This is a genomic window from Streptomyces sp. NPDC030143, assembly GCF_055573695.1.
Map to the genome: position 1 here is coordinate 464616 of NZ_JBVIAY010000002.1, position 23517 is coordinate 488132.

The window sequence follows — 23517 nt, forward strand, 5'->3', positions numbered from 1 at the left end:
CCCATGATCGTGCGACGGTGGTTTCCGATCACCTGTCGACCGCTTGCGCACCCCCGATTTGGGCGGCCGCAGACCGGGGTGGTTGGCTGGCCCCCACCCCGAGAAACAAGGACCTGGAGGAACACATGGCGCAGGTCGAGGCCACCACCGAGCGGGTCGTCGCGGCGGACCCGGACACGGTGTTCGACACGCTCGCCGACTACAGCGACACGCGCGGCAAGCTGCTGCCCGAGCAGTTCAGCGAGTACGAGGTGCGCGAGGGCGGCGACGGCGAGGGCACCCTCGTCCACTGGAAGCTCCAGGCCACCAGCAAGCGCGTGCGCGACTGCCTCCTGGAGGTCACCGAGCCCACCGACGGCGAACTCGTCGAGAAGGACCGCAACTCCTCGATGGTCACCGTCTGGCGCGTCACCCCGGCCGGCGAGGGCGCGGCCCGGGTCGTGGTGACCACCACCTGGACCGGCGCGGGCGGCATCGGCGGTTTCTTCGAGAGGACCTTCGCACCCAAGGGACTCGGCCGGATCTACGACGCGATCCTCGCCAACCTCGCCGCCGAGGTCGAGAAGTAGCACCCGCGGTCGGCCCGGCCGCCGACGCCCGGGTGCGGGAGGTTCGGCGGACGGGCGCGACCACGGCCGTGCCGTGCGCACTCCACGCTCCACCGCCGAACCCCCTCCGCCGGGCCCGGGGCACGTTCCGCTGCGGCGGCCCGGCGGCCCGGCGGCCCGGTGGTCCGGTGGTCCGGCGGTCCGGTGGTCCGGCGGTCCCATGGGATCGCGGTCTCCCAGTCCCGTGGGACGACGGTCCGGCGGCGGCCGGACCGGGTGCGACGCGGGTCCGGGACACGCTGTCGGCGGGCGTTCGGGACGTCTCCCTACCCGCCGGTACAGCGGTGGCACCAATTCCAGAAATGCCGCACATCCCGCGCGGCGCCCGCCGTACGGTGGGGGCTGCGGACAGATCTTGCGCAGCTCTGGGGAGAGAGGGCCTGGGCCATGGACCACGGCACCGAAAGGGGGGCGCCCTTCGGCCGTGGAGCCGGGACCGACGCTCCCACCGGACCCGCCGACGCCGGACGGATCCCGCTCGCCGTGGTCCTCGTCGACCGCGCCGGCCTCGTCTCGCACTGGAGCACCGGCGCCCGCCGCCTCTTCGGCGTCGCCAAGGAGGACGCGATCGGCCGGACGGCGCTCGACCTGCTCCCCGTCTCGGGCGCCCTCCCCGAGGTGGACGAGGACCTTCCGTACGGCGGCCACGCGGCCCACGACGGACTCGGGCCCGGCCTCGACACCTCTCCCGGCCTCGACACCTCTTTCGACGGCGGGCTGAGCTACCCGGCCGCCGGGCGGGCCCGGCTGACCGTGCCGGAGCGCGACCGCGTCGACGTGCTGTGGTGGGCGTACCCGCTCGTCGGCCCGGGGCGGGAGCGGTTGCTCGTCCTGGCCGCCGACACCGAACACCTGTACCGGGGCGGCCACGGCGACGGCCTGCTCGTCGAGCGCATCGCCCCCGGTTTCGCGCTGCACACCGACTTCCCCGGAGCCGAGGAACTGGCCCGCCGGCTGCCCGAGATCCTGCCCGGAGTGAGCGTCGGCGACAGCGCCCGCATCGTCGGGCAGGTCCTCGAACTCGGCTACCCCGTCCTGGAGTTCAGCCGGAGCGACCGGGTACCCGTGACGCCGGACTGGGGCGTGGCCCGGCGCGTCGAGCGCAGGGCGCCTCGCGAGCGGGCCGCCCGGGGCGGCGTCCGGGGCGCGCCCGCCCCCGACGACCCGGACGACGAGCGCGAGGACCACACCGCCGTCCGCGAGCGCCTGGAGTCCCTCAGCTAGGTCAGCGGCAGGATCGGCACCTCTCTCGACGTGTCCCGCACGATCATCGAGGTCAGCAGGGCCGTCGTGCCGGGCCTCGCCGACGTCGCCGGAACCTGTCCGCGGGAACAGGTCGTCGTCGGCGAGGGGTTCCCCGAGGGCGTGCCGGACACGACCACGATGGGGCACCGGGTCGCCGTCGAGCACACCGACGAGCCCGGCCGCTGGGACGACGTCGTCGCGATGGCCGGCGAACCGGTCACCAACGCCGGGCACTCCCGTGCCGGGCCCGTCGCCCTGCGGCTGGTGCGCGGGGAGACGCTGCCGTGCGAGGTGGACGACGACGACCACGAGCTGCCGACCCTGTCGAGCGCCGGACCCGGCGACGAGGCCGGGCGGGGGCTGCGGGTGGTCGCCACCCTGGCCCGTCGGCGGGGTGCCGGCCGCACCGGCGCCGGGAAATCCGTGTGGTTCGAACTGACCCTGCCCAGCGCTGAACGGGACACACCGGGCGGTACGTCTGTCGAACGAGGCGTGAAGGTCCGCGCCCCGCGCTTGTCCGGACCACCGCAGGACGATAGACCGTACTCGCCCGTCACTCACGGCGGAGCAGCCGCACCCTGGGGAGTTGGGCATGAGCGTGACGAGTCGGTACCGGGAGGCCTGGGAGGGCTTCTGGCGCGAGGCCCCCGGCGAGCCGGGCGCGGTGTTCTGGGACGCGGCCCCCGCCGTGACCTCCGCCCATCACCTCGCCTTCTTCGAGCCGTATCTCGCCGATTTCGCACTGCCGCTGATCGACCTCGGCTGCGGCAACGGCACCCAGACCCGCTTCCTCGCCGACCGCTTCCCGCACGTCGTGGGCGTCGACCTCGCCGCCGCGGCTCTCGACCACGCCCGCCGCGCCGACCCCGCGGGGCAGGCGACGTACCGGCTGCTGGACGCGGCCGGCGACGGCGAGGCCGCGACGCTGCACACCGAACTCGGCGACGCCAACGTCTATGTGCGCGGCGTCCTGCACCAGTGCGAGCCCGCCGACCGGCAGGCGCTGGTGGACGGGGTCGCCGCCCTTCTCGGCGAGAGCGGCCGGGGCTTCCTCGTGGAGCTGTCCGAGGCCGCCCGCCCGGTCCTCGCCGACCTGGCCCACGGTCCCGCCGGACCGCCCCCCAAGCTGGCCTCGGTCCTCCGGCACGGCATCGCGCCCGGTGAGGTGGCCGACGACGCCCTGTTCGCGTACGTGGCCGCCGCCGGGCTCACCGTCCTCGCCTCCGGCGACCTGCCGCTCACCACCACCGAGTTCACCGCCGACGGCACCCGGATCGAGCTGCCGTCGAAGTGGCTCGTGGTCCGCCGCACCGTGTGACGACCGTCCTGCCGGACCGTCGCTCCTCCCGTCGCACCTGTGCGGGGCGCGGTGCCGGGCACCACCGACGAGGAGCCGCTGACCGGTCCGGCACCCGCCGGTCGGCACTTCCGGCGTTCGGTCAGTGGACCTCCGGCCGCGACGCCGGATTCTGCTCCTGCGGTCCGTGTTCCGCCGGGGCGGAGGCTGCCGCCGGGGAGATCACGACGCCGGTGGGGCCGCGGGCGCCGCGGGGCCCCGTGAACGGCGGGTGAAGCGGGCCACCGGAGCCCGCCCCGGTGGCAGGGGCCGTGGCACGCGGCGGCGCGCTGTACGCCGGGCGCCGGGCACCGGGCGCCGGGCGGCTCGTCGCGGGCCCGGTGACGGCGCGTGGCGCGACCTCGCCCGCGGGGGTCGCCCGGTGCTGCATGCTGTCGGAAACCGCCGTCATCGGTGCCGGCGGCGGACCATCGACCGGGAGGACGGCAGCGTCGTGAAGATCCTCATCAGCGCCGACATGGAGGGCGCCACCGGCGTCACCTGGCCGGCCGACGTGCTGCCGGGGACGCCCCAGTGGGAGCGCTGCCGGGCGATGTTCACCTCGGACGTCAACGCCGCCGTGCTCGGGTTCTTCGACGGCGGCGCCGACGAGGTGCTGGTCAACGAGGCGCACTGGACGATGCGCAACCTGCTGCTGGAGCGGCTCGACGAGCGGGCGCAGCTGCTCACCGGGCGGCACAAGGCGCTGTCCATGGTCGAGGGCGTCCAGCACGGCGACGTCGACGGGATCGCGTTCGTCGGCTATCACGCGGGCGCCGGGGAGGAGGGCGTCCTCGCCCACACCTATCTCGCCAACTCCGTCACCGGGGTGTGGCTGAACGACGTACGGGCCGGCGAGGGGATGCTCAACGCGCGCGTCGTCGCCGAGTACGGGGTGCCGGTGGTGCTGGTGACCGGGGACGACGTGGCCTGTGAGGACGCGCTCGGGTACGCACCCGAGGCGCTGAAGGTCGCCGTCAAGGACCATGTGTCGCGGTACGCGGCCGTGTGCCGGACACCGGCCCGCACCGCCGCCGACATCCGCGCGGCGGCCCGGGAGGCGACGAAACTGGCGGTGCGTCAGGATCCGGTGCAGAACGGGCCGTTCACGATCGCCGTCGAGTTCGACGCCGAACACCTGGCCCTGGCCGCGACCGTCGTGCCCGGGGTGGCCCGCGTCGGTGAGCGCAGGGTCGCGTACACCAGCGCCACCATGTACGAGGGGATCCGCACGTTCAAGGCCCTGACGACCGTCGTCTCGGCCGCAGTGGAGGAGCAGTATGGCTGACGCGCAGGCGCAGGACGAGGTGGTGCGGTTCACCTCCGACCTCATCCGCATCGACACCACCAACCGGGGCGGCGGGGACTGCCGGGAGCGGCCCGCCGCCGAGTACGCGGCCGGACTGCTCGCCGGGGCGGGCGCCGAGCCCACGCTCGTCGAGCGCACCCCGGGCCGCACCAACGTCGTCGCCCGGATCGAGGGCACGGACCCGTCCGCCGACGCGCTGCTCGTCCACGGTCATCTGGACGTCGTACCCGCCGAGGCGGCCGACTGGAGCGTGCACCCCTTCTCGGGGGAGGTGCGCGACGGTGTGGTGTGGGGGCGCGGCGCCGTCGACATGAAGAACACGGACGCGATGATCCTCGCCGTCGTCCGGGCCTGGGCGCGCGAGGGGGTCCGGCCCCGGCGCGACCTCGTCGTCGCCTTCACCGCCGACGAGGAGGCCAGCGCCGAGGACGGCTCCGGCTTCCTCGCCGACCGTCATCCGCACCTCTTCGAGGGCTGTACCGAGGCCGTCGGAGAGTCGGGCGCGTTCACCTTCCACGACGGCGGCGGACGGCAGATCTACCCCGTCGCCGCCGGGGAGCGCGGCACCGGCTGGATCAGGCTCACCGCGCGCGGCCGGGCCGGACACGGCTCGAAGGTCAACCGGGAGAACGCGGTCACCCGCCTCGCCGGCGCGATCGCCCGGATCGGCGAGCACGAGTGGCCGCTGCGGCTGACGCCGACGGTGCGGGCCGCGCTCACCGAGCTGGCCGCGCTGTACGGCGTCGAGCCCGACCTGGACGACGTGGACGTCCTGTTGAACAAGCTCGGCCCGGCGGCCTCACTGGTCGAGGCGACCCTGCGCAACAGCGCCAACCCGACCATGCTGGACGCCGGATACAAGATCAACGTGATTCCGGGGGAGGCCGTCGCGTACGTCGACGGACGGTACCTCGCGGGCGCCGAGGAGGAGTTCCGCGCCACGGTCGACGCACTCGTCGGTCCGGACGTGGAGTGGGAGTTCGCCCACCGGGAGGTCGCCCTCCAGGCTCCGGTCGACTCGCCGACGTTCCGCCGGATGCGGGCCGCCGTCGAGAAGTTCGCGCCCGAGGGACACGTGGTGCCCTACTGCATGTCGGGCGGTACGGACGCCAAGCAGTTCTCCCGGCTCGGGATCACCTGCTACGGCTTCGCACCGCTGAGGCTGCCGGAGGGCTACGACTACCAGGCCCTCTTCCACGGCGTCGACGAACGCGTCCCGGTGGACGCGCTCCACTTCGGCGTCGACGTCCTCGACCGTTTCCTGCGCACGGCCTAGACGAAGGGGGAGACAGCGTGCGCCTCCTGCCCCACGGCTCCTGGCCCTCACCCCTCGACGCGCGCCTCGCCGCCGCGCACGACGGGCGTCCCGAGTACGTCGGCTTCGTCGGCGACGAGGTGTGGTGGACCGCGCCCCGCCCCGCGGAGGACGGCCGGCGCACCCTCGTACGGCGGCGCGCCGACGGCACGGAGGAGTCCGTCCTGCCCGCCCCCTGGAACGTGCGCAGCCGCGTCCTCGAGTACGGCGGCACACCCTGGACGGGCACGGTGCGCACCGGGGAACCCCTCGTCGTCTTCGCGCACTTCGCCGACCAGCGGCTCTACGCGTACACACCCGGCGGCGAGCCCCGGCCGCTGACCCCCCTCTCACCCGTGGGCGGCGGACTGCGCTGGGCGGAGCCGCACCTGCTGCCCGACCGGGGCGAGGTGTGGTGCGTCCTGGAGGAGTTCACCGGGGACGCCCCCACCGACGTGCGCCGGGTCCTGGCCGCCGTTCCGCTGGACGGATCCGCGGCGCGGGACCGGGCGGCCGTACGCGAACTCACCGACGACCGGCGGCGGTTCCTCACCGGGCCGCGGCTCTCGCCGGACGGACGGCGGGCCGCCTGGCTGGCCTGGGACCATCCGCGCATGCCGTGGGACGGCACCGAGGCGGTCGTCGCCGAGGTGGGGGCCGACGGCACGCTCGGCGGGGCCCGGACGGTCGCCGGCGGGCCGGAGGAGTCCCTGGCCCAGGTCGACTGGTCCGCCGACGGCCGTCTCCTGTACACGAGCGACCGCACCGGCTGGTGGAACCTGTACCGCGACCACGAGCCGGTCTGCCCCCGTGAGGAGGAGTTCGGCGGACCGCTGTGGAAGCTCGGCCACCGCTGGTTCGCCCCGCTGGAGGACGGCCGCGTCGCCGTCGTGCACGGCCGGGGCACCGCCGCGCTCGGCGTCCTCGACCCCGACAGCGGCGAGGTCGTCGACGCCGCCGGCCCCTGGACCGAGTTCTCCCCCACCCTCGCCGTCCGAGGTGACCGGGTGGTCGGTGTCGGGGCCAGCCCGCGCAGCGCCCACGAGGTGGTGGAACTCGACACCGCCGCCGGACGGGCCCGGGTCGTCGGGGCGGCGCACCACGACACCGTGGACCCCGCGTACTACCCGGAACCGCAGATCCGCACCTTCACCGGACCCGACGGCCGCGAGATCCACGCGCACGTCTACCCGCCCCACAACCCCGGCTGCGTCGCCCCCGGTGCCGAGCTCCCGCCGTACGTGATCCGGGCGCACGGCGGGCCCACCGACCGGGCGCCGCTCGTGCTGGACCTGGAGATCGCCTGCTTCACCTCCCGGGGCATCGGGGTCGCCGAGGTCAACTACGGAGGGTCGACCGGGTACGGGCGTGCGTACCGCGAGCGGCTGCGCGAACAGTGGGGGGTGGTCGACGTTGAGGACTGCGCGGCCGTCGCCCTCGCCCTGGCCGACGAGGGCACCGCCGACCGCGACCGGCTCGCGATCCGCGGCGGTAGCGCGGGCGGCTGGACCGCCGCCGCCTCCCTGACCGGCACCGACGTCTACGCCTGCGGCACGATCGCCTACCCCGTCCTGGACCTGGTGGCCTGGGCGACCGGCGGCACCCACGACTTCGAGTCGCGCTACCTCGACACCCTCGTCGGACCGCTCGCCGAGGTGCCCGCCCGGTACGCGGAGCGCTCGCCCGTGGAGCACGCCGACCGCATCGACGTGCCGTTCCTGCTGCTCCAGGGCCTGGACGACGTGATCTGCCCACCCGCTCAGGCGGAACGTCTGCTCGCCCGTCTCGCGGGGCGCGGCGTGCCCCACGCCCATCTGGTCTTCGAGGGGGAGGGGCACGGCTTCCGGCGGGCGTCGACCATGGTCCGCGCGCTGGAGGCGGAGCTGTCCCTGTACGCTCAGGTGTTCGGGCTGCGTCCGCCCGGCATCCCGATGTTGGAGCTCGTGCAGTGAAGGACCTTCTGCGGCCCGCCCGTCTCGCCCCCGGCGCCCGGGTGGCGGTCGTCGCCCCCAGCGGGCCCGTGGCGGAGGAGCGGCTCGCGGCCGGTCTCGACGTCCTGCGCGGCTGGGACCTCGACCCCGTCGTCGCCCCCCACGTCCTGGACCGCCACGGCACGCTGGAGTACCTCGCGGGCGGCGACGCCGACCGGGCCGCCGACCTCCAGCAGGCCTGGTGCGACCCGTCCGTCGACGCGGTGCTGTGCGCGCGCGGCGGTTACGGCGCCCAGCGGGTGGTCGACCTGCTCGACTGGGACGCGATGCGGGCGGCCGGACCCAAGGTGTTCGTCGGCTTCAGCGACGCGACCACCCTGCACGAGGCGTTCGCCGTCCGCCTCGGCCTGGTCACGCTGTACGGGCCGGTGGCCGCCGGGGTCGACTTCGTCAAGAACGCCCGGGCGCAGGACCACCTGAAGGCCACCCTGTTCGCCCCGGAGACGGTGCGTACCCTCACCTCCTCGGGCACCGCTCTCGCCCCGGGCCGGGCGCACGGCGTCACCCTCGGCGGCTGCCTCGCCCTCCTCGCCACCGGCCACGGCACCCCGCACACCCGGGCCGGCGCCCACGGCGGCCTGCTCCTGCTGGAGGACGTGGGGGAGCGGCCCTACAGCATCGACCGGGCGCTCACCCAGCTGCTGCGCACGGGACGGCTCGACGGCGTCGCCGGGATCGCACTCGGCTCCTGGGACCGGTGCGGCCCCTACGAGGAACTGCGGCCGGTCTTCGCCGACCGGCTCGGCGGGCTGGGGGTGCCCGTCGTCGAGGAACTCGGCTTCGGGCACTGCGAGGGCGCGCTGACCGTGCCCTTCGGGGTGGGCGCCGAACTGGACGCCGACGCGGGCACCCTCACCCTCGACACGCCCGCGCTGCGCTGACGGCACCCGTGCCGCGCCGACGGCCGGGCTCGCGTTGCGCTGACGGCGCCCGTGCCGCGCCGACGGCCGGGCTCGCGTTGCGCTGACGGCGCCCGTGCCGCGCCGACGACCGGGCTCGCGCTGCGCTGACCGGCCCGGCCCGCCCTGCCGCGCCGCACCGACGCCAGCCGGGCCCCGCACGGGCAGTGCCGGGCCCCGGGGGGAGGGGCGGCCCGTCACCCCGAGGGCAGGTCCACCGTGCGGGAGGACCGCGGCGGGCCCACCCTGGTCGCATGAGCCCGAAGACCTCCCGAAGCGGCGGCCAGGCCCGGAGCCGGGGCGCGGCGCTGACACCCGGCCGGATCACCGTCCTGGCGCTCGCCGTGCTCGCCCTGATCTTCATCTTCGAGAACACCCGCGCCACGAAGGTCCGACTGCTGGTGCCCGTGGTGACGATGCCGCTCTGGGCGGCGTTGCTCGGCACCGCGCTCGTCGGCGCGCTGTGCGGCGCCTACGTCGCCTTCTCCAGGAAACGGCGCGCCTGACCGCCGTAGGCTGGACCGATGCCGCACACCGCATCCCGCTACCTCGCCGAGGGCCCTCGCGTGGGCATACGGCACTTCACCTACGCGGACGGGGCCGAGTTCACCGCCAGGGTCCGGGAGAGCAAGGACCTGCACCACCCGTGGCTGTTCCCGCCGGACACGCACCAGGCGTACACCGCCTATGCGGGCCGGCTGATCGAGGACCCCACGAAGGCCGGGTTCCTCGTGTGCACCAGGGACGACGGGGCCATCGCCGGGTTCGTCAACATCAACAACATCGTCGAGGGCGGCTTCCGGTGCGGCGCCCTCGGCTACGGCGCCTTCGCGCACGCGGCCGGCCGCGGCCTGATGCGCGAGGGCCTCGATCTCGTGGTGGGGCACGCGTTCGGTCCGATGCGGCTGCACCGGCTGGAGATCAACGTGCAGCCCCGCAACGCCGCCTCGATCGCGCTCGCCCGCTCCTGCGGGTTCCGCCTGGAGGGCTTCTCGCCGAAAATGATCTACATCGACGGCGACTGGCGCGACCACGAGCGGTGGGCGATCACCGTCGAGATACGGCCCCGGCGCGCCGCCCGCCCTTCCGGCTGATCTTCATCGTGCCGGGATCCGTGGCCGTCGACCGCGGACCTCCGCCACCCCGACGAACTCGTCGCCCTGCTGCGGCCGTCTGCTCGCCTCCCCGTCCGCGGTGGTGCCGGAAGCTGCTCGGAGGTGGTGCCGGAGGCCGCTCAGGCGGGGCGGCGGTCCACGTACTCGTACACCGAACCGTCCGGGTGCCGGGCGATCAGATTGCGGCCCACCGGAGTGGCGAGCGGGCCCGCGACGACGTCCGCGCCCAGTTCGGTCAGCGTCTTGTGCGCCTCGTCCACGTCGGTCACGGCGATCGTCGCCGCGACCTTGCGCAGCACCTCCAGCTCCGCCTCCGGCCCGCTCATCAGCAGGAAGCAGCCGACCGCCGCCACCTGCACCCCGGCGCGTTCGAACCGCAGCGCGGGGGCGCCGGCCAGCCGCTCGTAGAACGGGACCGCGGATTCCAGATCGTCGACGCAGACACGCAGCGTGGCTCCCAGGATGTCCATGCGCGCGAGCCTAGCCGGGCGGGCCCGGCCCGGGAGATCCCTTCACGTGATCCCCCGGTGCGCACCCGTGGCCGTTACGCCTCCGTCACCCCGGGTACCCGACGCCCATGGAGCGCATGGAGCACCTGGAGCATCTGGACAAGCACCTGGTCGACGAACTGGCGCAGGTGGCGCGCGAGACCATCCGCGAGGAGCTGCGGGAGCAGACCCGCAAGCAGCGCCGTACGGCGATGCTGTACGCCGCGTCCGGCGCCCTCGCCCTCTACGCGGGCGCCGCCGTCGCGCTCGCCGTCGGCCTGGCCCTGGCGACGGGCCTGCCGGACTGGGCCGCCGCGCTGATCACGGCGGCGGTCCTCGGCGTGCTCGCCTACGTGCTGCGGGGCGCCGCCCGGCCGCACCGGCAGCCGGCCGGCCACCCCGAGGACCTCTCCGCACCGCACGGCCGGGTCGTCGGCGGCACGCCGCCCGCCGGTCCGCCCGGCGGCCTCGGACTGTCCTACCCGCCGATGCCGCGGACCGCGCCCGGCGTGGGTGCCCCGCCGGCCGGGGCGCCGGGCCGGGGCGACATCGATCCCGAGACGCCGCGGCACCGGGCGTGATGCGGGTGCGCACGCCGTGGGGAGCGCCGGCCGAAGGCCACAGGGTCGTCGTGGTGACGGGGGCGAGTGCGGGCGTGGGCCGGGCGACGGCCCGCGCCTTCGCCGCGCGCGGTGACCGGGTCGCGCTGCTGGCCCGGGGCCGCGAGGGCCTCGCCGCGGCGGCGGACGACGTGCAGCGCGCCGGCGGCGAGGCGCTCGTGGTGAGCGTCGACATGGCCGACGCCAAGGCGGTCGAGGACGCGGCCCAGCAGGTCGTCGACACCTACGGCCGGATCGACGTCTGGGTCAACAACGCCTTCGCCGGCGTCTTCGCCCCCTTCACGGAGACCACGCCAGACGAGTTCCGCCGGGTGACCGAAGTGACCTACCTGGGCTATGTGTTCGGGACCCGGGCCGCCCTGCGGCACATGCTGCCCCGGGACCGCGGCACCGTCGTGCAGGTCGGCTCCGCGCTCGCCTACCGCGGGGTGCCCCTCCAGTCGGCGTACTGCGGGGCCAAGCACGCCATCCAGGGGTTCACCGAGTCGCTGCGCTGCGAGCTGCTGCACTCCCGCAGCCGCGTGCGCACGACGATGGTGCAGCTGCCCGCGGTCAACACCCCGCAGTTCGACTGGGTGTTGAGCCGGATGCCGGGACAGGCGCGGCCCGTGGCGCCCGTCTACCAGCCGGAGGTGGCCGCACGGGCGATCGTGCACGCCGCCGGGCACGGGCGGCGGCGTGAGTACTGGGTGGGCGGCTCGACGGCGGCGACGCTGATCGCCAACGCCGTCGTCCCCGGCCTCCTCGACCGGTACCTGGGCCGGACCGGCTTCGGAGCCCAGCAGGGCCAGCCGCGCGGGGAGGAGTTGCGGGGCGGGCCGGGCAACCTGTGGAGCCCCGGCGACGGGCCCCACGGTCACGACCACGGGGCGCACGGCCGGTTCGACGAGGAGTCCGCCGGCCGCAGCCCGCAGGAGTGGGCCTCGCGCAACCGGGGCCGGGTGGGCGCGGGGCTGGTGGCCGCCGGGCTCGGCGCCGCGGTCACCGCCGGACTGCGCCGGCGGCCCCACGGCTGAGCGATCCCCCACCGCGCCGCAACACTCGGATCTCGGCCCGGATCTCGGAGGAGTCGGGCCCAGCCGCTCCTCACCTCCCGCGCACCACTCGGAGGAGTGCGGCCTCGGCCGCCCCCCGACCCCGTGGGGCCTTCGACCGCCCCTCCCGCCTCAGGGCCCCCCGGAGCAGTCGTGTCAACCACCCCTCCCACCGCCGTGGTTGAGCTTCCGCGCTACTCCGCCGCGGAGCCACCGGGGAGTCGAGCCTCGTGCTCCTCCCCGGCGAGTCGGTCCCCGGCCCTCCCTTCGGAGAGTCCCTCGGCGTTCCCCCTCGTGGGAGTCGCGCCTCAGGGGAGTTGCGGCAGCACCTTGGTGCGGTAGAAGTCGAAGAAACCACGGTGGTCGGAGCCGATCTGGTTCACGTAGACCCGGTCGAACCCGGCGTCGGCGAACGCCGTCAGGGCGGCGACGTGCTCGTCCACGTCGTCGCCGCACACCCGGCTGTCACGCACCATGTCCTCGGTGACCAGCGACTGCGCCTGCTCGAAGTGGCGGGGCGTGGGCAGGATCTGGCTCAGCTCGCCGGGCAGCAGCTCGTTCGCCCACAGCCGGTGGACCGTACGGACCGCCTCGTCGCGGTCGGTGCCGTAGCAGACCTTCGTACCGCCGCTGACCGGCTTGGTGCCGCCGCCCTTGCGGAACTGCTCCACCATCTCCGCCTCGGGCATCATCGTGATGTAACCGTCGCCGACGCGGGAGGCGAGCGCCGTCGCCTTCGGACCGAAGCCGGAGACGTCGATCGGCACCGGCTCGTCGGGCACGGTGTGCAGACGGGCGTTCTCCACCGTGTAGTGGGTCCCGTAGTGGGTGACCTCCTCGCCGGTGAACAGACGGCGCATCACCTGGATCGCCTCCTCCAGCATCTCCAGGCGCACCTGGGCGGGCGGCCAGGCGTCGCCCAGGATGTGCTCGTTGAGGGCCTCGCCCGAGCCGACACCGAGCCGGAAACGTCCCTGGGTCATCACCGCGCTGGTCGCCGCGGCCTGCGCCACCACCGCCGGGTGCATCCGCACGGTGGGGCAGGTCACCGCCGTCTCGACGGGCAGCGACACCGCCTCCGACAGCGCCCCGATCACCGACCAGACGAACGGGCTCTGGCCCTGCGCGCCGTTCCACGGGTGGTAGTGGTCGGAGATCCACAGGGCCTGGAATCCGGCCTGTTCGGCCATCCGGGCCTGCTCGACGAGATCCGCGGGACCGAACTCCTCGCAGGACAGGAAGTAGCCGTACTCGGGCATGGGGTACCTCCGTTGGGTGTGGGGCGGGTGGGCGGGACGCCGTCCCGGGTACCCGGGGGCCGGGCCGGAAACCGGTGCGGCGGCGGCCCCCCGACGTTTGGCCGCCCTGGCCAGGGGGACGCGGAAAGCCTCGTACGACAGACCGCCGGAGGCGAACCGTGAGTCGACCCCGCATCGTGATCGTCGGAGCCGGTTTCGCCGGGTACCGCACGGCCCGCACCCTGGCGCGGGCCGCCCGGGGCCGGGCCGACATCACCCTGCTGAACCCGACCGACTACTTCCTCTACCTGCCGCTGCTGCCCCAGGTGGCCGCCGGCATCCTCGAGCCGCGCCGGGTGACCGTCTCGCTGACCGGCACCCTGCCCGACGTGCGCCTGGTGCTCGGCGAGGCCGGCCGCGTCGACCTCGACGGCCGCACCGTCCACTACACCGGGCCCGAGGGCGAGCCGGGCACGCTGTCCTACGACCGGCTGGTGCTCGCCGCCGGCAGCGTCAACAAGCTGCTGCCCATCCCCGGTGTCGCCGAGCACGCGCACGGCTTCCGCGGCCTGCCCGAGGCGCTCTACCTGCGCGACCACATCACCCGTCAGGTGGAGCTGGCCTCCACCGCCGACGACGCCGCCGCGTGCGCGGCGCGCTGCACGTTCGTGGTCGTCGGCGCCGGTTACACCGGCACCGAAGTCGCCGCGCACGGGCAGCTGTTCACCGACGCGCTGGTGCGCTCCCACCCGCTGCGCCGGGGCCTGCGCCCGCGCTGGCTGCTCCTGGACGTCGCCGAGCGCGTCCTGCCCGAACTGGACGAGCGGCTCTCGCGCACCGCCGACGACGTGCTGCGCGACCGGGGCGTCGAGGTGCGCATGGGGACCTCCGTCAAGGAGGCCACCGACGACGGAGTCCTGCTCACCGACGGCGAGTTCGTCGACACCCGCACCCTGGTGTGGTGCGTGGGCGTACGGCCCGATCCGCTCGCCGAGTCCCTCGGACTGCCCCTGGAAAGCGGCCGGCTGCTGGTCGAGCCGACGCTCCAGGTGCCGGGCAGGCCCGAGGTGTTCGCGTGCGGGGACGCCGCCGCCGTGCCCGACCTGGAGAAACCCGGGAGCTACACGCCGATGACCGCCCAGCACGCCTGGCGGCAGGGCAAGGTCGCCGGGCACAACATCGCGGCCTCCCTGACCGGACGGGAGCTGCGGCCCTACCGGCACAAGGACATGGGCTTCGTCGTGGACCTCGGCGGGGTCAAGGCCGCCGCCAACCCCCTCGGCGTCCACCTGTCCGGGCCGGCCGCCGGTGCGGTCACCCGCGGCTACCACCTCGCGGCCATGCCCGGCAACCGGGTCCGCGTCGCCGCCGACTGGCTGCTGGACGCCGTACTGCCGCGCCAGGCCGTCCAGTTGGGGCTCGTCCGCTCGTGGTCGGTGCCGCTGGACACGGCCGCGCCGGAACTGGTGCGGATGCCCGGCGGGCACGGCGGGGAGCAGCGGGGGACGACGGCCGACGGACCCGGGGCGGCCCCCGCCGGCCCCACCGCGGACGGCGGACCGCGCGCCGCGGGCGGGGGCGGCGGGGACGACACGTCCCGGACCATCACGTCGCCGACGCCCGCCCCCGTGAAGCGGGAGCCCGCGACGCGGCGCGGACGGCAGCAGGGGCCCGCCGACGACGGCTCCGTCGGGAGCGCCGCGGGCGGGGGCGGCGGGGACGACACGTCCCGGACCATCACCTCGCCGACACCCGACCCCGTCAGGAACGAACAGGCGAGGAACCGGCCCCGACCCGCGAAGAACCGGACCGGTTCCCAGCCCGCCGACGACTCAGCCTCCGTGGAAGGAGACCAGTAACCCGATGGACACCGCCGAACTCACCGACCTCGGACAGCAGTTGCGCGTGGACAGCGTCCGCGCCTCCGCCGCCGCGGGATCCGGGCACCCGACGTCGTCGATGTCCGCCGCGGACCTGATGGCCGTGCTGCTGGCGAACCACCTCCGCTACGACTTCGACCGCCCCGCCCACCCCGGCAACGACCACTTCGTCCTCTCCAAGGGGCACGCCTCCCCGCTGCTGTACGCGGCCTACAAGGCGGCCGGTGCCCTCGACGACGAGGAACTGCTTACCTTCCGCAAGCTGGGCAGCCGACTCGAGGGGCACCCCACCCCGCAGCGGCTGCCGTGGGTCGAGACCGCCACCGGTTCGCTCGGCCAGGGGCTGCCGGTGGGCGTGGGGATCGCGCTGGGCGTCAAGCGGCTGGACCGCTCCGAGGCCCGGGTGTGGGTGCTGTGCGGGGACAGCGAGCTAGCCGAGGGCTCCGTGTGGGAGGCCGCCGAGCACGCCGGGCACGAGCACCTGGACAACCTGGTCGTGATCGTCGACGTCAACCGGCTCGGACAGCGCGGACCGACCCGCCACGGTCACGACCTCGACGCCTACGCCCGCCGCTTCCAGGCCTTCGGCTGGCACACCGTCGAGATCGACGGCCACGACGTGGACGCCGTCGACCGGGCGTACGGCGAAGCCGAGTCGACCAGGGGCCAGCCCACCGCGATCCTCGCCCGCACCCTCAAGGGCAAGGGCGTCGAGTCCGTCCAGGACCGCGAGGGCCTGCACGGCAAGCCGCTGCCGGACGCCGACGAAGCGATCGCGGAACTCGGCGGCGTTCGTGACCTGCGCGTCGAGGTGCACGAACCGTCCCCGGCCCGGCTGCTGCACTCCGTGCCCACCGGCCGCCTCGACCTGCCCCGCTGGGAGACCGGCGAGGAGGTCGCCACCCGCAACGCGTTCGGCCAGGCGCTGGCCGCCCTCGGCGGCGCCCGCGACGATGTCGTCGCCCTGGACGGCGAGGTCGGCGACTCCACCCGCACCGAGTTCTTCGCCAAGGAGCACCCCGACCGCTTCTTCGAGTGCTACATCGCCGAGCAGCAGCTCGTCGCCACCGCGGTGGGCCTCGCGACGCGCGGCTGGGTGCCCTACGCCTCCACCTTCGCGGCCTTCCTGACCCGCGCCCACGACTTCGTGCGCATGGCCTCGATCAGCGGGGCAGGGATCAACCTGGTCGGCTCGCACGCCGGCGTCGCCATCGGCCAGGACGGGCCCTCGCAGATGGGCCTGGAGGACCTGGCGATGTTCCGGGCCGTGCACGGCTCGACCGTGCTCTACCCGTGCGACGCGAACCAGACCGCCCGGCTGACGGCCGCGATGGCCGGCCTTGACGGCATCCGCTACCTGCGCACCTCGCGCGGCGACAGCCCCGTGATCTACGAGCCCGACGAGGAGTTCCCCGTCGGCGGCAGCAAGGTGCTGCGCTCCTCCGACCGCGACCGTCTCACCGTCGTCGCGGCCGGCGTCACCGTGCACGAGGCGCTGAAGGCCGCCGACGCCCTCGCCGACGAGGGGATCCCCGTGCGGGTCGTCGATCTCTACTCCGTCAAGCCCGTGGACAAGGAGGGCCTGCGGCGGGCCGCCGAGGAGACGGGCTGCCTGCTGACCGTCGAGGACCACCACGAGGAGGGCGGCATCGGCGACGCCGTCCTCGACGCCTTCGTCGACGGCCGGCCCGTGCCCCGCCTGGTGCGGCTGGCCGTACGGACGATGCCGGGCTCGGCGAGCCCGGACGAACAGCTGTACGCGGCCGGCATCGACGCCGAGTCGATCGCCGCCTCCGCCCGGCTGCTGGTGGAGACGGCGGTCGTGCCGTGAGCGGTGAGGACGTCCGCCGGGTGCGGGCCGGACGCCGGACGGTCGAGGTGCACCGGCCGGACAAGGTGCTCCTGCCCGGCGACGGCGCCGGCAAGGACATCACGAAGGCCGACCTCGTCGCGTACCACCGCTCGGTCGCCCCCTTCATGCTGCCGCACCTGCGCGGACGTCCTCTCATGCTGGAACGCCACCCGGACGGCCTCGACGGGCCGCGGTTCATGCAGAAGAACACCCCCGAGCACTACCCGGAGTGGATCACACGGGTGGAGGTGCCCAAGGAGGACGGCACCGTCCTGCACACCGTGTGCGACGACGCGGCCACGCTCGCCTTCCTCGTCGACCAGGCCTGCCTCACCCTGCACCGCTGGCTGTCGCGGGCCGGCCGGATCGACCACCCCGACCTCATGGTCTTCGACCTCGATCCGGCCGGCGACGACTTCGAAGCCGTCCGCGCGGCCGCCCGCCTGCTGGGCGAGCTGCTGGACGAGCTGCGGCTGCCGTCGACCCTGATGACGACCGGCTCGCGCGGACTGCACGTCCTCGTCCGGCTGGACGGGCACCACGCCGTCGGCGAGGTGCTCGCCTTCGCCCGGGACGCCGCCGAACTGCTCGCCGCCGAACACCCCGACCGGCTCACCGCCGCCGCCCGCAAGAAGGACCGCGGCGACCGGCTCTACCTCGACGTGCAGCGCAACGGCTACGCGCAGACCGCCGTCGCCCCCTTCAGCGTGCGCGCCCTGCCCGGCGCGCCCGTCGCCGTGCCCGTCACCTGGGAACAGCTCGACGACCCCGAGCTCGGGCCGCGCCGCTGGAGCATCGCCGACGCCGCCGAGCAGGCCGGCACCGACCCGTGGTCGGGCACGACGGGCCGCGGCCGCGCGCTGGGGCCCGCCCGGCGCCGCCTCGACGCGCTGCGCGGCTGAGCCCGGGGGTGTCCCGGGCTGCGTGTCGCGTGCACATACCGCCGGTATGCAACTTCGAGTACCAGCACCGGCGACGCATGCCCTCGTGAAGGTTTGGCCAAGGACCTTCCGGCCACCCGGAAGGAGAGGTGGTCATGGCGAACACGAAGAACACACCACGGACACAGGCTTCACGGAACACTCCGAAAGGCGGGGACGACACCGTGACGGACGACCGGCCGAAACCCATGGAGGTGCTGCGCGCGGCACGCTCCCAGCTCGCGGAGCTCACGGGCATGACCGCCGAGAGCGTCTCGTCGTTCGCGCAGACGGAGGACGGCTGGTCCCTGGAGGTGGAGGTCCTCGAACTGGAGAGGGTCCCCGACACCATGAGCCTCATGGCCAGCTACGAGGTCGAGCTCGACCCGGAGGGCCAGCTCACCGGCTATCGGCGCGTTCGCCGTTACGAGCGTGGACGCTCCGACGCACATCGGCAGGGCGGCCGCTAGACCGCCCGCCCACGGAACAGAACGAACATCATTCGCGAGACAAGGAAGAGGTGCGGTCGGCATGACCGTTGTCCCGGCACAGCAGTCCGGTGGCGGAGGCGGCTCCAGCGGCCTCTACGACGTCCTGGAGCTCGTTCTCGACAGGGGTCTGGTCATCGACGCGTTCGTACGGGTCTCCCTGGTCGGCATCGAGATCCTGAAGATCGACGTACGTGTCGTCGTGGCCAGCGTCGACACCTACCTGCGCTTCGCCGAGGCGTGCAACCGTCTCGACCTCGAGGCCGGCCCCCGCAAGAGCCCGGGGCTGCCCGAGATCGTCGGCGAGGTCACCGAGTCCGGTGCCCGCGGCAAGTCCAAGGGCGCGCTGTCCGGGGCCGCCGAGACCATCTCCGGTGCCTTCAAGCAGGCCCGCGAGGAGAGCCAGTCCGAGGACAGGCCGCGTGCCCGCAAGTCCACCACGACGCGTCGTAAGGAGGAGCAGGAGTGAGCACTTACGTCTACGGCATCACCGCCGCCTCCCACCCCGCCCTCCCCGGGGAACTGGGGGGCGTGGGCGAGCCGCCCATGCCGGTGCGGGTGCTGAAGGAGGGCGAGCTGGCGGCGATCGTCAGTGACGCACCGGAGGGTCTGCGTCCCAAGCGCCGGGACCTGCTCGCCCACCAGGCCGTCCTCGGCGAGGTGGGTGCCGGCGGCTGTGTGCTGCCCATGCGGTTCGGCAGCGTCGCCCCGGACGACAGCGCGGTCACCGGGGTGCTCGCCGAGCGCGTCGAGCACTACCTGGAGCGCCTGCAGGCCCTCGACGGCAGGGTCGAGTACAACGTCAAGGCCTCCCACGTGGAGGAGGCCGTGCTGCACCAGGTGATGGCCGAGAGCCCCGAGCTGCGGGCCCTGGCCGAGGCCAACCGCCAGGCCGGCGGTGGCACCTACGAGCAGAAGCTGCAGCTCGGCGAGATGGTGGCCGCCGCGGTCAAGAGCCGTGAGGCGGCCGACGCGGCCGAGGTCCGGCAGACGCTGGAGCCGCTGGCCGCGGGGGTCGAGGCGGGTCCCGAGTCCACGGGCTGGCTGGCCAACGTCTCGTTCCTGGTGGACCGCGACTCCGCCGCCCGGTTCCTCGAGGCGGTGGACGGGCTCCGCGAGGAGCGCCCGCACCTCGAGGTGCGCGTGAACGGGCCGCTGCCGCCGTACAGCTTCGTCGAGCCCGGCCCCGCCGAGCCCGCCGTGCCCGCGGCGCAGTAGCGGAGCACACAAGAAGCAGAGGAGCTGGGAGATGGGCCTGATATCGGAGGTGCTCCTGTTGCCGTTCGCCCCGGTGCGCGGCAGCGCGTGGGTCATCCAACAGGTGGTGCACGAGGCCGAGCGGATCTACTACGACCCCGCGACGGTCCGGTCCGAACTCTCCCGGCTCGAGGAGCAGTTGGAGTCCGGAGAGATCACGGAGGAGGAGTTCGACCGGATGGAGGACGATCTCCTGGAGCGGCTGGAGATCGCTTCGCGCAGAAGCACGGGAAGCGACGACGGGACGGCACGATGAACCGAGTGGGACTGGGCCTCGCCGTAGGGGCCGGGTATGTCCTCGGACGTACGAAGAAGATGAAGCTGGCGTTCGCGGTCGGTTCGCTGGTGGCCGGCAAGCGGCTGAACGTCACACCGCGGGCCCTGGCCGACCTCGTGTCCAAGCAGATGAAGGACAACCCGCAGTTCAAGGAGATCGGCGACCAGCTCCGCCAGGAGCTGGGCGGGGTCGGCAAGGCGGCCTCCGGAGCGCTGGTCGAACGGCAGATAGGCGCGCTCGCCGACCGGCTGCACGACCGCACCTCCCAGGTGCGCGACCAGCTCGCGGGCGTCGTGCCCGGTGCGAACGGCGCGCGCTCCGAGGACGAGGAGGAGCCGGAGGAGAACGAAGAGGAGCCCGAGGCGGCCGAGGAGGAGGACGAGGAGCCCGAGGCGTCCGAAGAGAACGACGACGAGCCCGAGGCGGCCGGGGACGAGGAGCCCGAGGCGGCCGGGGAGGAGGACGAGGAGCCCGAGGCGGCCGGGGACGAGGACGAGGAGCCCGAGGCTGCCGGGGACGAGGAGGAGGAGCCCGAGGCTGCCCGCGAGGAAAGGCGGCGGGAAAAGAAGGCGCCGGCCAAGCGGGCCGCGAAGAAGGCCCCGGTCAAGCCGCCGGCCAAGAGGGCCGCGAAGAAGGCCACGGCGGTCAGGCAGACGGCGACGAGGACGGCCTCCGGTGCCCGGGGAGCGAAGGGAGGCGGTGAGCGATGACCGAGACCCTCGGATCCGCGAAGTCCGCCGCGGGAAAGGCGACCAAGGCGACCGGCGGCAACCCGCTCGCCGGTGTCGCGCAGAGCGAGGCCGCCGACCGGCTGAAGGCGGAGGTGCAGGAGTACCTCGCGGCTCAGGCCCAGCGCGCGCTGGTCGGCGTCGGTCGCAAGCTCGGCGAGACCACGGGCAAGCTGAACGACATCGCCGAGGGCAACAGCCCCGGGTTCGCCAAGATGGCCCTGGACGGCGGCCGCAAGCTGGCCGGCGGCAAGGGGCCCGTGCGCACCGCTCTGGAACTCGGCGGATCGCGCGTCAAGGACAAGGTGACCGGCGCGCTGAAGAACCTCGGTGGCGGCAAGGGCGGCAAGCGCAAGAGCAGCTCCGGCTCCAAGCCCACCGTCATCATGGAGCAGATCGACGTGGGCGTGCCGCTGCGCACCGCCTACGACCAGTGGACCAAGTACCAGGACTTCAGCACGTTCGCCAAGGGCGTCAAGAGCGCGAGCCGCGCCGACGACACCACCAGCGACTGGCAGATGAAGGTCTTCTGGTCCAACCGCAGCTGGAAGGCGAAGACCACTGAGCAGGTCCCGGACGACCGGATCTCCTGGTCGTCCGAGGGCGCCAAGGGCACCACCAAGGGCGTCGTCTCCTTCCACCGCATCGCGGACAACCTCACCCGCGTGCTGCTGGTCATCGAGTACTACCCGACGGGCCTGTTCGAGAAGACCGGCAACATCTGGCGTGCCCAGGGCCGCCGGGCCCGGCTCGACCTGAAGAACTTCGCCCGCTTCATCACGCTCAAGGGAGAGGTCGAGGACGGCTGGCGCGGTGAGATCCGCGACGGCGAGGTCGCCCGCTCCCACGACGACGCGGTGGCGGAGGAGAGCGAGGAGAGCGAAGCGAGCGAGGAAGGTCAGGACCGCGAGGAGGACGAGGCCCCCGAAGGTCAGGACCGCGAGGAGGACGAGGCCCCCGAAGGTCAGGACCGCGAGGAGGACGAGGCCCCCGAAGGTCAGGACCGCGAAGAGGACGAGGGGGAGCCGGAGGACGAGTACGAAGAGGACGAGGAGCCCGAGTCCGAGACGGGTGAGGAGCCCGAGGACGAGTACGACGAGGAGGACGAGGACGAGGGCGAGGGCGAGGCGGAGGACGCCGACTACGTCGAAGACGACGAACGGAGTCGACGATGACCATGCCGAGCCGGATGCCGGAGCCGTACGGCCAGAGCAGCGGTGCCAACCTCGCGGACATCCTGGAACGCGTCCTCGACAAGGGCATCGTCATCGCCGGCGACATCCGGATCAACCTGCTCGACATCGAACTGCTCACCATCAAGCTCCGCCTCATCGTCGCCTCCGTCGACAAGGCCAAGGAGATGGGCATCGACTGGTGGGAGGACGACCCGGAGTTGTCCTCCCGCGCCCGCCGCAACCAACTCACGCGGGAGAACGCCGAGTTGCGTGAGCGACTGGCGAGGCTCGAGGAGCTGGAACCGCGGCCTGCCAGGGAGGAGTCCCCATGACCGGACTGCGGTACGTGTACGCGGTGTGCCGGCCCTTCGGCACCCCGCTGCAGGTCCAACTCAAGGGCGTGGCCGGTGATCCGCCGAGGTTGCTGCACCACCACGGCCTCGTCGCCGTCCTGAGCCATGTTCCCGCGCGGGACTTCGACGAGGCGCCGTTGCGGGCCCATCTGGAGGACCTGGACTGGCTCACCGAGACCGCCCGCGCCCACCAGCAGGTCGTCGACGCGCTCACGGCGGTCACCACCCCGTTGCCGCTGCGGCTCGGCACCGTCTTCCGGGACGACAGTGGCGTCCGCGTGATGATGGAGGAACGAGAAGAGTACTTCCGGCGCACCCTGGACCGACTGCAGGGGCGCGTGGAGTGGGGCGTGAAGATCTATGTCGAGCCGGAGGCGGGACCGGCGTCGCAGGCGGCTCTGTCCGGCACCGGGGAGGGCGCCGCGTCCGGCGCCGCGGGTGCCGGCGCCCCGGCCGTCTCCGGTCGCGACTACCTGCGCCGGCGCAGCATGCGGGCCAGGGCGCAGGAGGACACCTGGCAGCGGGCCGAGCGGTTCGCCGGCCGGTTGCACTCCCTGCTGTCCTCGCACGCGGAGGCGGCCCGACTGCACGCGCCGCAGAACGCGTCGCTTTCCCGCGCCCCCGGTCAGAACGTTCTGAACGCCGCCTATCTGGTCCCGCGCGCGGAATCAGAGGAATTCGTGGAAATAGTGGACCGTACGAAGGGCGAGGAATCCGGAATGCGCGTCGAGCTCACCGGTCCGTGGGCCGCGTACTCCTTCGTGGAGAATCCGGAAGCCGAATCGGGGGAGCCGGTCGAATCCGGGCCCACCGAATCCGGGCACGTGCAATCCAATCCGATGGAATCCGAGTCCGTGACGTCCGGGGAGGAAGGGGTATGACCGTCGTCGAGCGCCGTGAGGTCGCCCTCGTCGACCTGCTCGACCGGCTGCTGGCCGGCGGGGTCGTCATCACCGGCGACATCACGCTGCGGATCGCCGATGTCGACCTGGTCCGCATCGACCTGAACGCCCTGATCAGCTCCGTGAACAAGAACGTTCCGTCGCCCTTTGGAGAGTGGGTGTGACGACTTCGGACAACGGGCCGGCACCGCGCCACCGCAACCGGCTCGACCTCGAGCCCGACACGGTCGAGCGCGACCTGGTCAAACTCGTCCTCACCGTGGTGGAGCTGCTGCGCCAGCTGATGGAACGGCAGGCGCTGCGCCGCTTCGACCAGGGGGATCTGAGCGAGGAGCAGGAGGAGCGGATCGGGCTGACGCTGATGCTGCTCGACGACCGCATGACCGAGCTGCGGGAGCGCTACGGACTGCGGCCCGAGGACCTCAATCTGGACCTCGGGCCGCTCGGGCCGCTGCTACCGCGGGAGTGACGTCACTCCCGCGGTAGCAGCGAGTGACGTCACTCGCCG

25 protein-coding genes and 1 pseudogene are annotated in these 23517 nt (G+C 73.6%); 24 read left to right on the forward strand and 2 right to left on the reverse strand.

What is annotated here, in order from left to right; genetic code table 11:
* Positions 1-125 precede the first annotated feature (125 nt).
* From ACZ4YY_RS05130 to ACZ4YY_RS05170, 9 genes and pseudogenes are all read left to right on the forward strand, one after another.
* Entirely contained in the window at positions 126-569 is a 444-nt protein-coding gene (locus ACZ4YY_RS05130; RefSeq protein WP_468283955.1) for an SRPBCC family protein, read from the forward strand.
* Between the two features lie 426 nt (positions 570-995).
* Positions 996-2090: pseudogene (locus tag ACZ4YY_RS05135) on the forward strand (PAS domain-containing protein); the annotation flags it as partial.
* Positions 2091-2445: 355 nt separating this feature from the next.
* Positions 2446-3171 carry a methyltransferase domain-containing protein gene (locus tag ACZ4YY_RS05140; protein ID WP_468283957.1) on the forward strand — a complete coding sequence of 242 codons (726 nt, stop codon included), beginning with the start codon at positions 2446-2448 and terminating at the stop codon, positions 3169-3171.
* A gap of 472 nt (positions 3172-3643) precedes the next feature.
* Positions 3644-4477 carry a M55 family metallopeptidase gene (locus tag ACZ4YY_RS05145; RefSeq protein WP_468283959.1) on the forward strand — a complete coding sequence of 278 codons (834 nt, stop codon included), beginning with the start codon at positions 3644-3646 and terminating at the stop codon, positions 4475-4477.
* Positions 4470-5774: a M20/M25/M40 family metallo-hydrolase gene (locus ACZ4YY_RS05150; RefSeq protein WP_468283961.1), complete on the forward strand. Its 1305-nt coding sequence runs from the start codon at positions 4470-4472 to the stop codon at positions 5772-5774. Before ACZ4YY_RS05145 ends, ACZ4YY_RS05150 begins: the two co-directional genes overlap by 8 nt.
* 17 nt (positions 5775-5791) lie before the next feature.
* Positions 5792-7744 (forward strand): prolyl oligopeptidase family serine peptidase, encoded by a 1953-nt coding sequence (locus ACZ4YY_RS05155; protein ID WP_468283963.1) that lies wholly within the window; start codon positions 5792-5794, stop codon positions 7742-7744.
* On the forward strand, positions 7741-8664 hold the full coding sequence (locus ACZ4YY_RS05160; protein WP_468283965.1) for a S66 peptidase family protein: 924 nt from the start codon (positions 7741-7743) through the stop codon (positions 8662-8664). The genes ACZ4YY_RS05155 and ACZ4YY_RS05160 overlap by 4 nt, the downstream gene beginning before the upstream one ends.
* Positions 8665-8936: 272 nt before the next feature.
* Entirely contained in the window at positions 8937-9188 is a 252-nt protein-coding gene (locus ACZ4YY_RS05165) for a LapA family protein (RefSeq protein ID WP_468283967.1), read from the forward strand.
* A gap of 18 nt (positions 9189-9206) precedes the next feature.
* Positions 9207-9776 (forward strand): GNAT family N-acetyltransferase, encoded by a 570-nt coding sequence (locus tag ACZ4YY_RS05170; RefSeq protein WP_468283969.1) that lies wholly within the window; start codon positions 9207-9209, stop codon positions 9774-9776.
* 140 nt (positions 9777-9916) lie between these two features.
* On the opposite strand, the gene ACZ4YY_RS05175 is transcribed toward ACZ4YY_RS05170, so the two are convergent.
* The gene (locus tag ACZ4YY_RS05175; RefSeq protein WP_468283971.1) at positions 9917-10267 is read right to left on the reverse strand and encodes a VOC family protein; all 351 of its coding nucleotides are present in this window, start codon (positions 10265-10267) and stop codon (positions 9917-9919) included.
* Positions 10268-10374: 107 nt separating this feature from the next.
* Here ACZ4YY_RS05175 and ACZ4YY_RS05180 point away from each other — a divergent pair, with 107 nt between their 5' ends.
* Positions 10375-10866: a phage holin family protein gene (locus ACZ4YY_RS05180; RefSeq protein WP_468283973.1), complete on the forward strand. Its 492-nt coding sequence runs from the start codon at positions 10375-10377 to the stop codon at positions 10864-10866.
* Positions 10866-11921 carry an SDR family oxidoreductase gene (locus tag ACZ4YY_RS05185; RefSeq protein WP_468283975.1) on the forward strand — a complete coding sequence of 352 codons (1056 nt, stop codon included), beginning with the start codon at positions 10866-10868 and terminating at the stop codon, positions 11919-11921. Before ACZ4YY_RS05180 ends, ACZ4YY_RS05185 begins: the two co-directional genes overlap by 1 nt.
* A gap of 326 nt (positions 11922-12247) precedes the next feature.
* On the opposite strand, the gene ACZ4YY_RS05190 is transcribed toward ACZ4YY_RS05185, so the two are convergent.
* Positions 12248-13198: an LLM class F420-dependent oxidoreductase gene (locus tag ACZ4YY_RS05190; protein ID WP_468283977.1), complete on the reverse strand. Its 951-nt coding sequence runs from the start codon at positions 13196-13198 to the stop codon at positions 12248-12250.
* Between the two features lie 158 nt (positions 13199-13356).
* Between ACZ4YY_RS05190 and ACZ4YY_RS05195 the strand changes: the two genes are divergently transcribed.
* The 13 genes from ACZ4YY_RS05195 to ACZ4YY_RS05255 all read left to right on the forward strand — a co-directional run bounded on the left by ACZ4YY_RS05195 (position 13357) and on the right by ACZ4YY_RS05255 (position 23478).
* On the forward strand, positions 13357-15036 hold the full coding sequence (locus ACZ4YY_RS05195) for an NAD(P)/FAD-dependent oxidoreductase (RefSeq protein WP_468283979.1): 1680 nt from the start codon (positions 13357-13359) through the stop codon (positions 15034-15036).
* 4 nt (positions 15037-15040) lie between these two features.
* A complete protein-coding gene (locus ACZ4YY_RS05200; RefSeq protein ID WP_468283981.1) occupies positions 15041-16888 on the forward strand; it encodes a transketolase in 1848 nt (615 codons plus the stop codon).
* Positions 16885-17811 carry a non-homologous end-joining DNA ligase gene (ligD, locus tag ACZ4YY_RS05205; RefSeq protein WP_468283983.1) on the forward strand — a complete coding sequence of 309 codons (927 nt, stop codon included), beginning with the start codon at positions 16885-16887 and terminating at the stop codon, positions 17809-17811. Before ACZ4YY_RS05200 ends, ligD begins: the two co-directional genes overlap by 4 nt.
* A gap of 134 nt (positions 17812-17945) precedes the next feature.
* Positions 17946-18299, forward strand: coding sequence for a gas vesicle protein GvpO (locus ACZ4YY_RS05210; RefSeq protein ID WP_468283985.1), 354 nt, complete (start codon positions 17946-17948; stop codon positions 18297-18299).
* A 61-nt stretch (positions 18300-18360) separates the two neighbouring features.
* Positions 18361-18786 (forward strand): gas vesicle structural protein GvpA, encoded by a 426-nt coding sequence (locus ACZ4YY_RS05215; protein ID WP_468283987.1) that lies wholly within the window; start codon positions 18361-18363, stop codon positions 18784-18786.
* Positions 18783-19535 (forward strand): GvpL/GvpF family gas vesicle protein, encoded by a 753-nt coding sequence (locus ACZ4YY_RS05220; RefSeq protein WP_468283989.1) that lies wholly within the window; start codon positions 18783-18785, stop codon positions 19533-19535. The genes ACZ4YY_RS05215 and ACZ4YY_RS05220 overlap by 4 nt, the downstream gene beginning before the upstream one ends.
* A 31-nt stretch (positions 19536-19566) precedes the next feature.
* The gene (locus ACZ4YY_RS05225) at positions 19567-19830 is read left to right on the forward strand and encodes a gas vesicle protein GvpG (protein WP_468283991.1); all 264 of its coding nucleotides are present in this window, start codon (positions 19567-19569) and stop codon (positions 19828-19830) included.
* Entirely contained in the window at positions 19827-20561 is a 735-nt protein-coding gene (locus tag ACZ4YY_RS05230; protein WP_468283993.1) for a DNA primase, read from the forward strand. Before ACZ4YY_RS05225 ends, ACZ4YY_RS05230 begins: the two co-directional genes overlap by 4 nt.
* Positions 20558-21754, forward strand: coding sequence for an SRPBCC family protein (locus ACZ4YY_RS05235; RefSeq protein WP_468283995.1), 1197 nt, complete (start codon positions 20558-20560; stop codon positions 21752-21754). Before ACZ4YY_RS05230 ends, ACZ4YY_RS05235 begins: the two co-directional genes overlap by 4 nt.
* The gene (locus tag ACZ4YY_RS05240; protein ID WP_468283997.1) at positions 21751-22086 is read left to right on the forward strand and encodes a gas vesicle protein; all 336 of its coding nucleotides are present in this window, start codon (positions 21751-21753) and stop codon (positions 22084-22086) included. Before ACZ4YY_RS05235 ends, ACZ4YY_RS05240 begins: the two co-directional genes overlap by 4 nt.
* Positions 22083-22988 carry a GvpL/GvpF family gas vesicle protein gene (locus tag ACZ4YY_RS05245; RefSeq protein ID WP_468283999.1) on the forward strand — a complete coding sequence of 302 codons (906 nt, stop codon included), beginning with the start codon at positions 22083-22085 and terminating at the stop codon, positions 22986-22988. The genes ACZ4YY_RS05240 and ACZ4YY_RS05245 overlap by 4 nt, the downstream gene beginning before the upstream one ends.
* The gene (locus tag ACZ4YY_RS05250) at positions 22985-23173 is read left to right on the forward strand and encodes a gas vesicle protein (protein ID WP_468284000.1); all 189 of its coding nucleotides are present in this window, start codon (positions 22985-22987) and stop codon (positions 23171-23173) included. The genes ACZ4YY_RS05245 and ACZ4YY_RS05250 overlap by 4 nt, the downstream gene beginning before the upstream one ends.
* Positions 23170-23478 (forward strand): gas vesicle protein K, encoded by a 309-nt coding sequence (locus ACZ4YY_RS05255; protein WP_468284002.1) that lies wholly within the window; start codon positions 23170-23172, stop codon positions 23476-23478. Before ACZ4YY_RS05250 ends, ACZ4YY_RS05255 begins: the two co-directional genes overlap by 4 nt.
* The last annotated feature ends 39 nt before the right edge of the window (positions 23479-23517 follow it).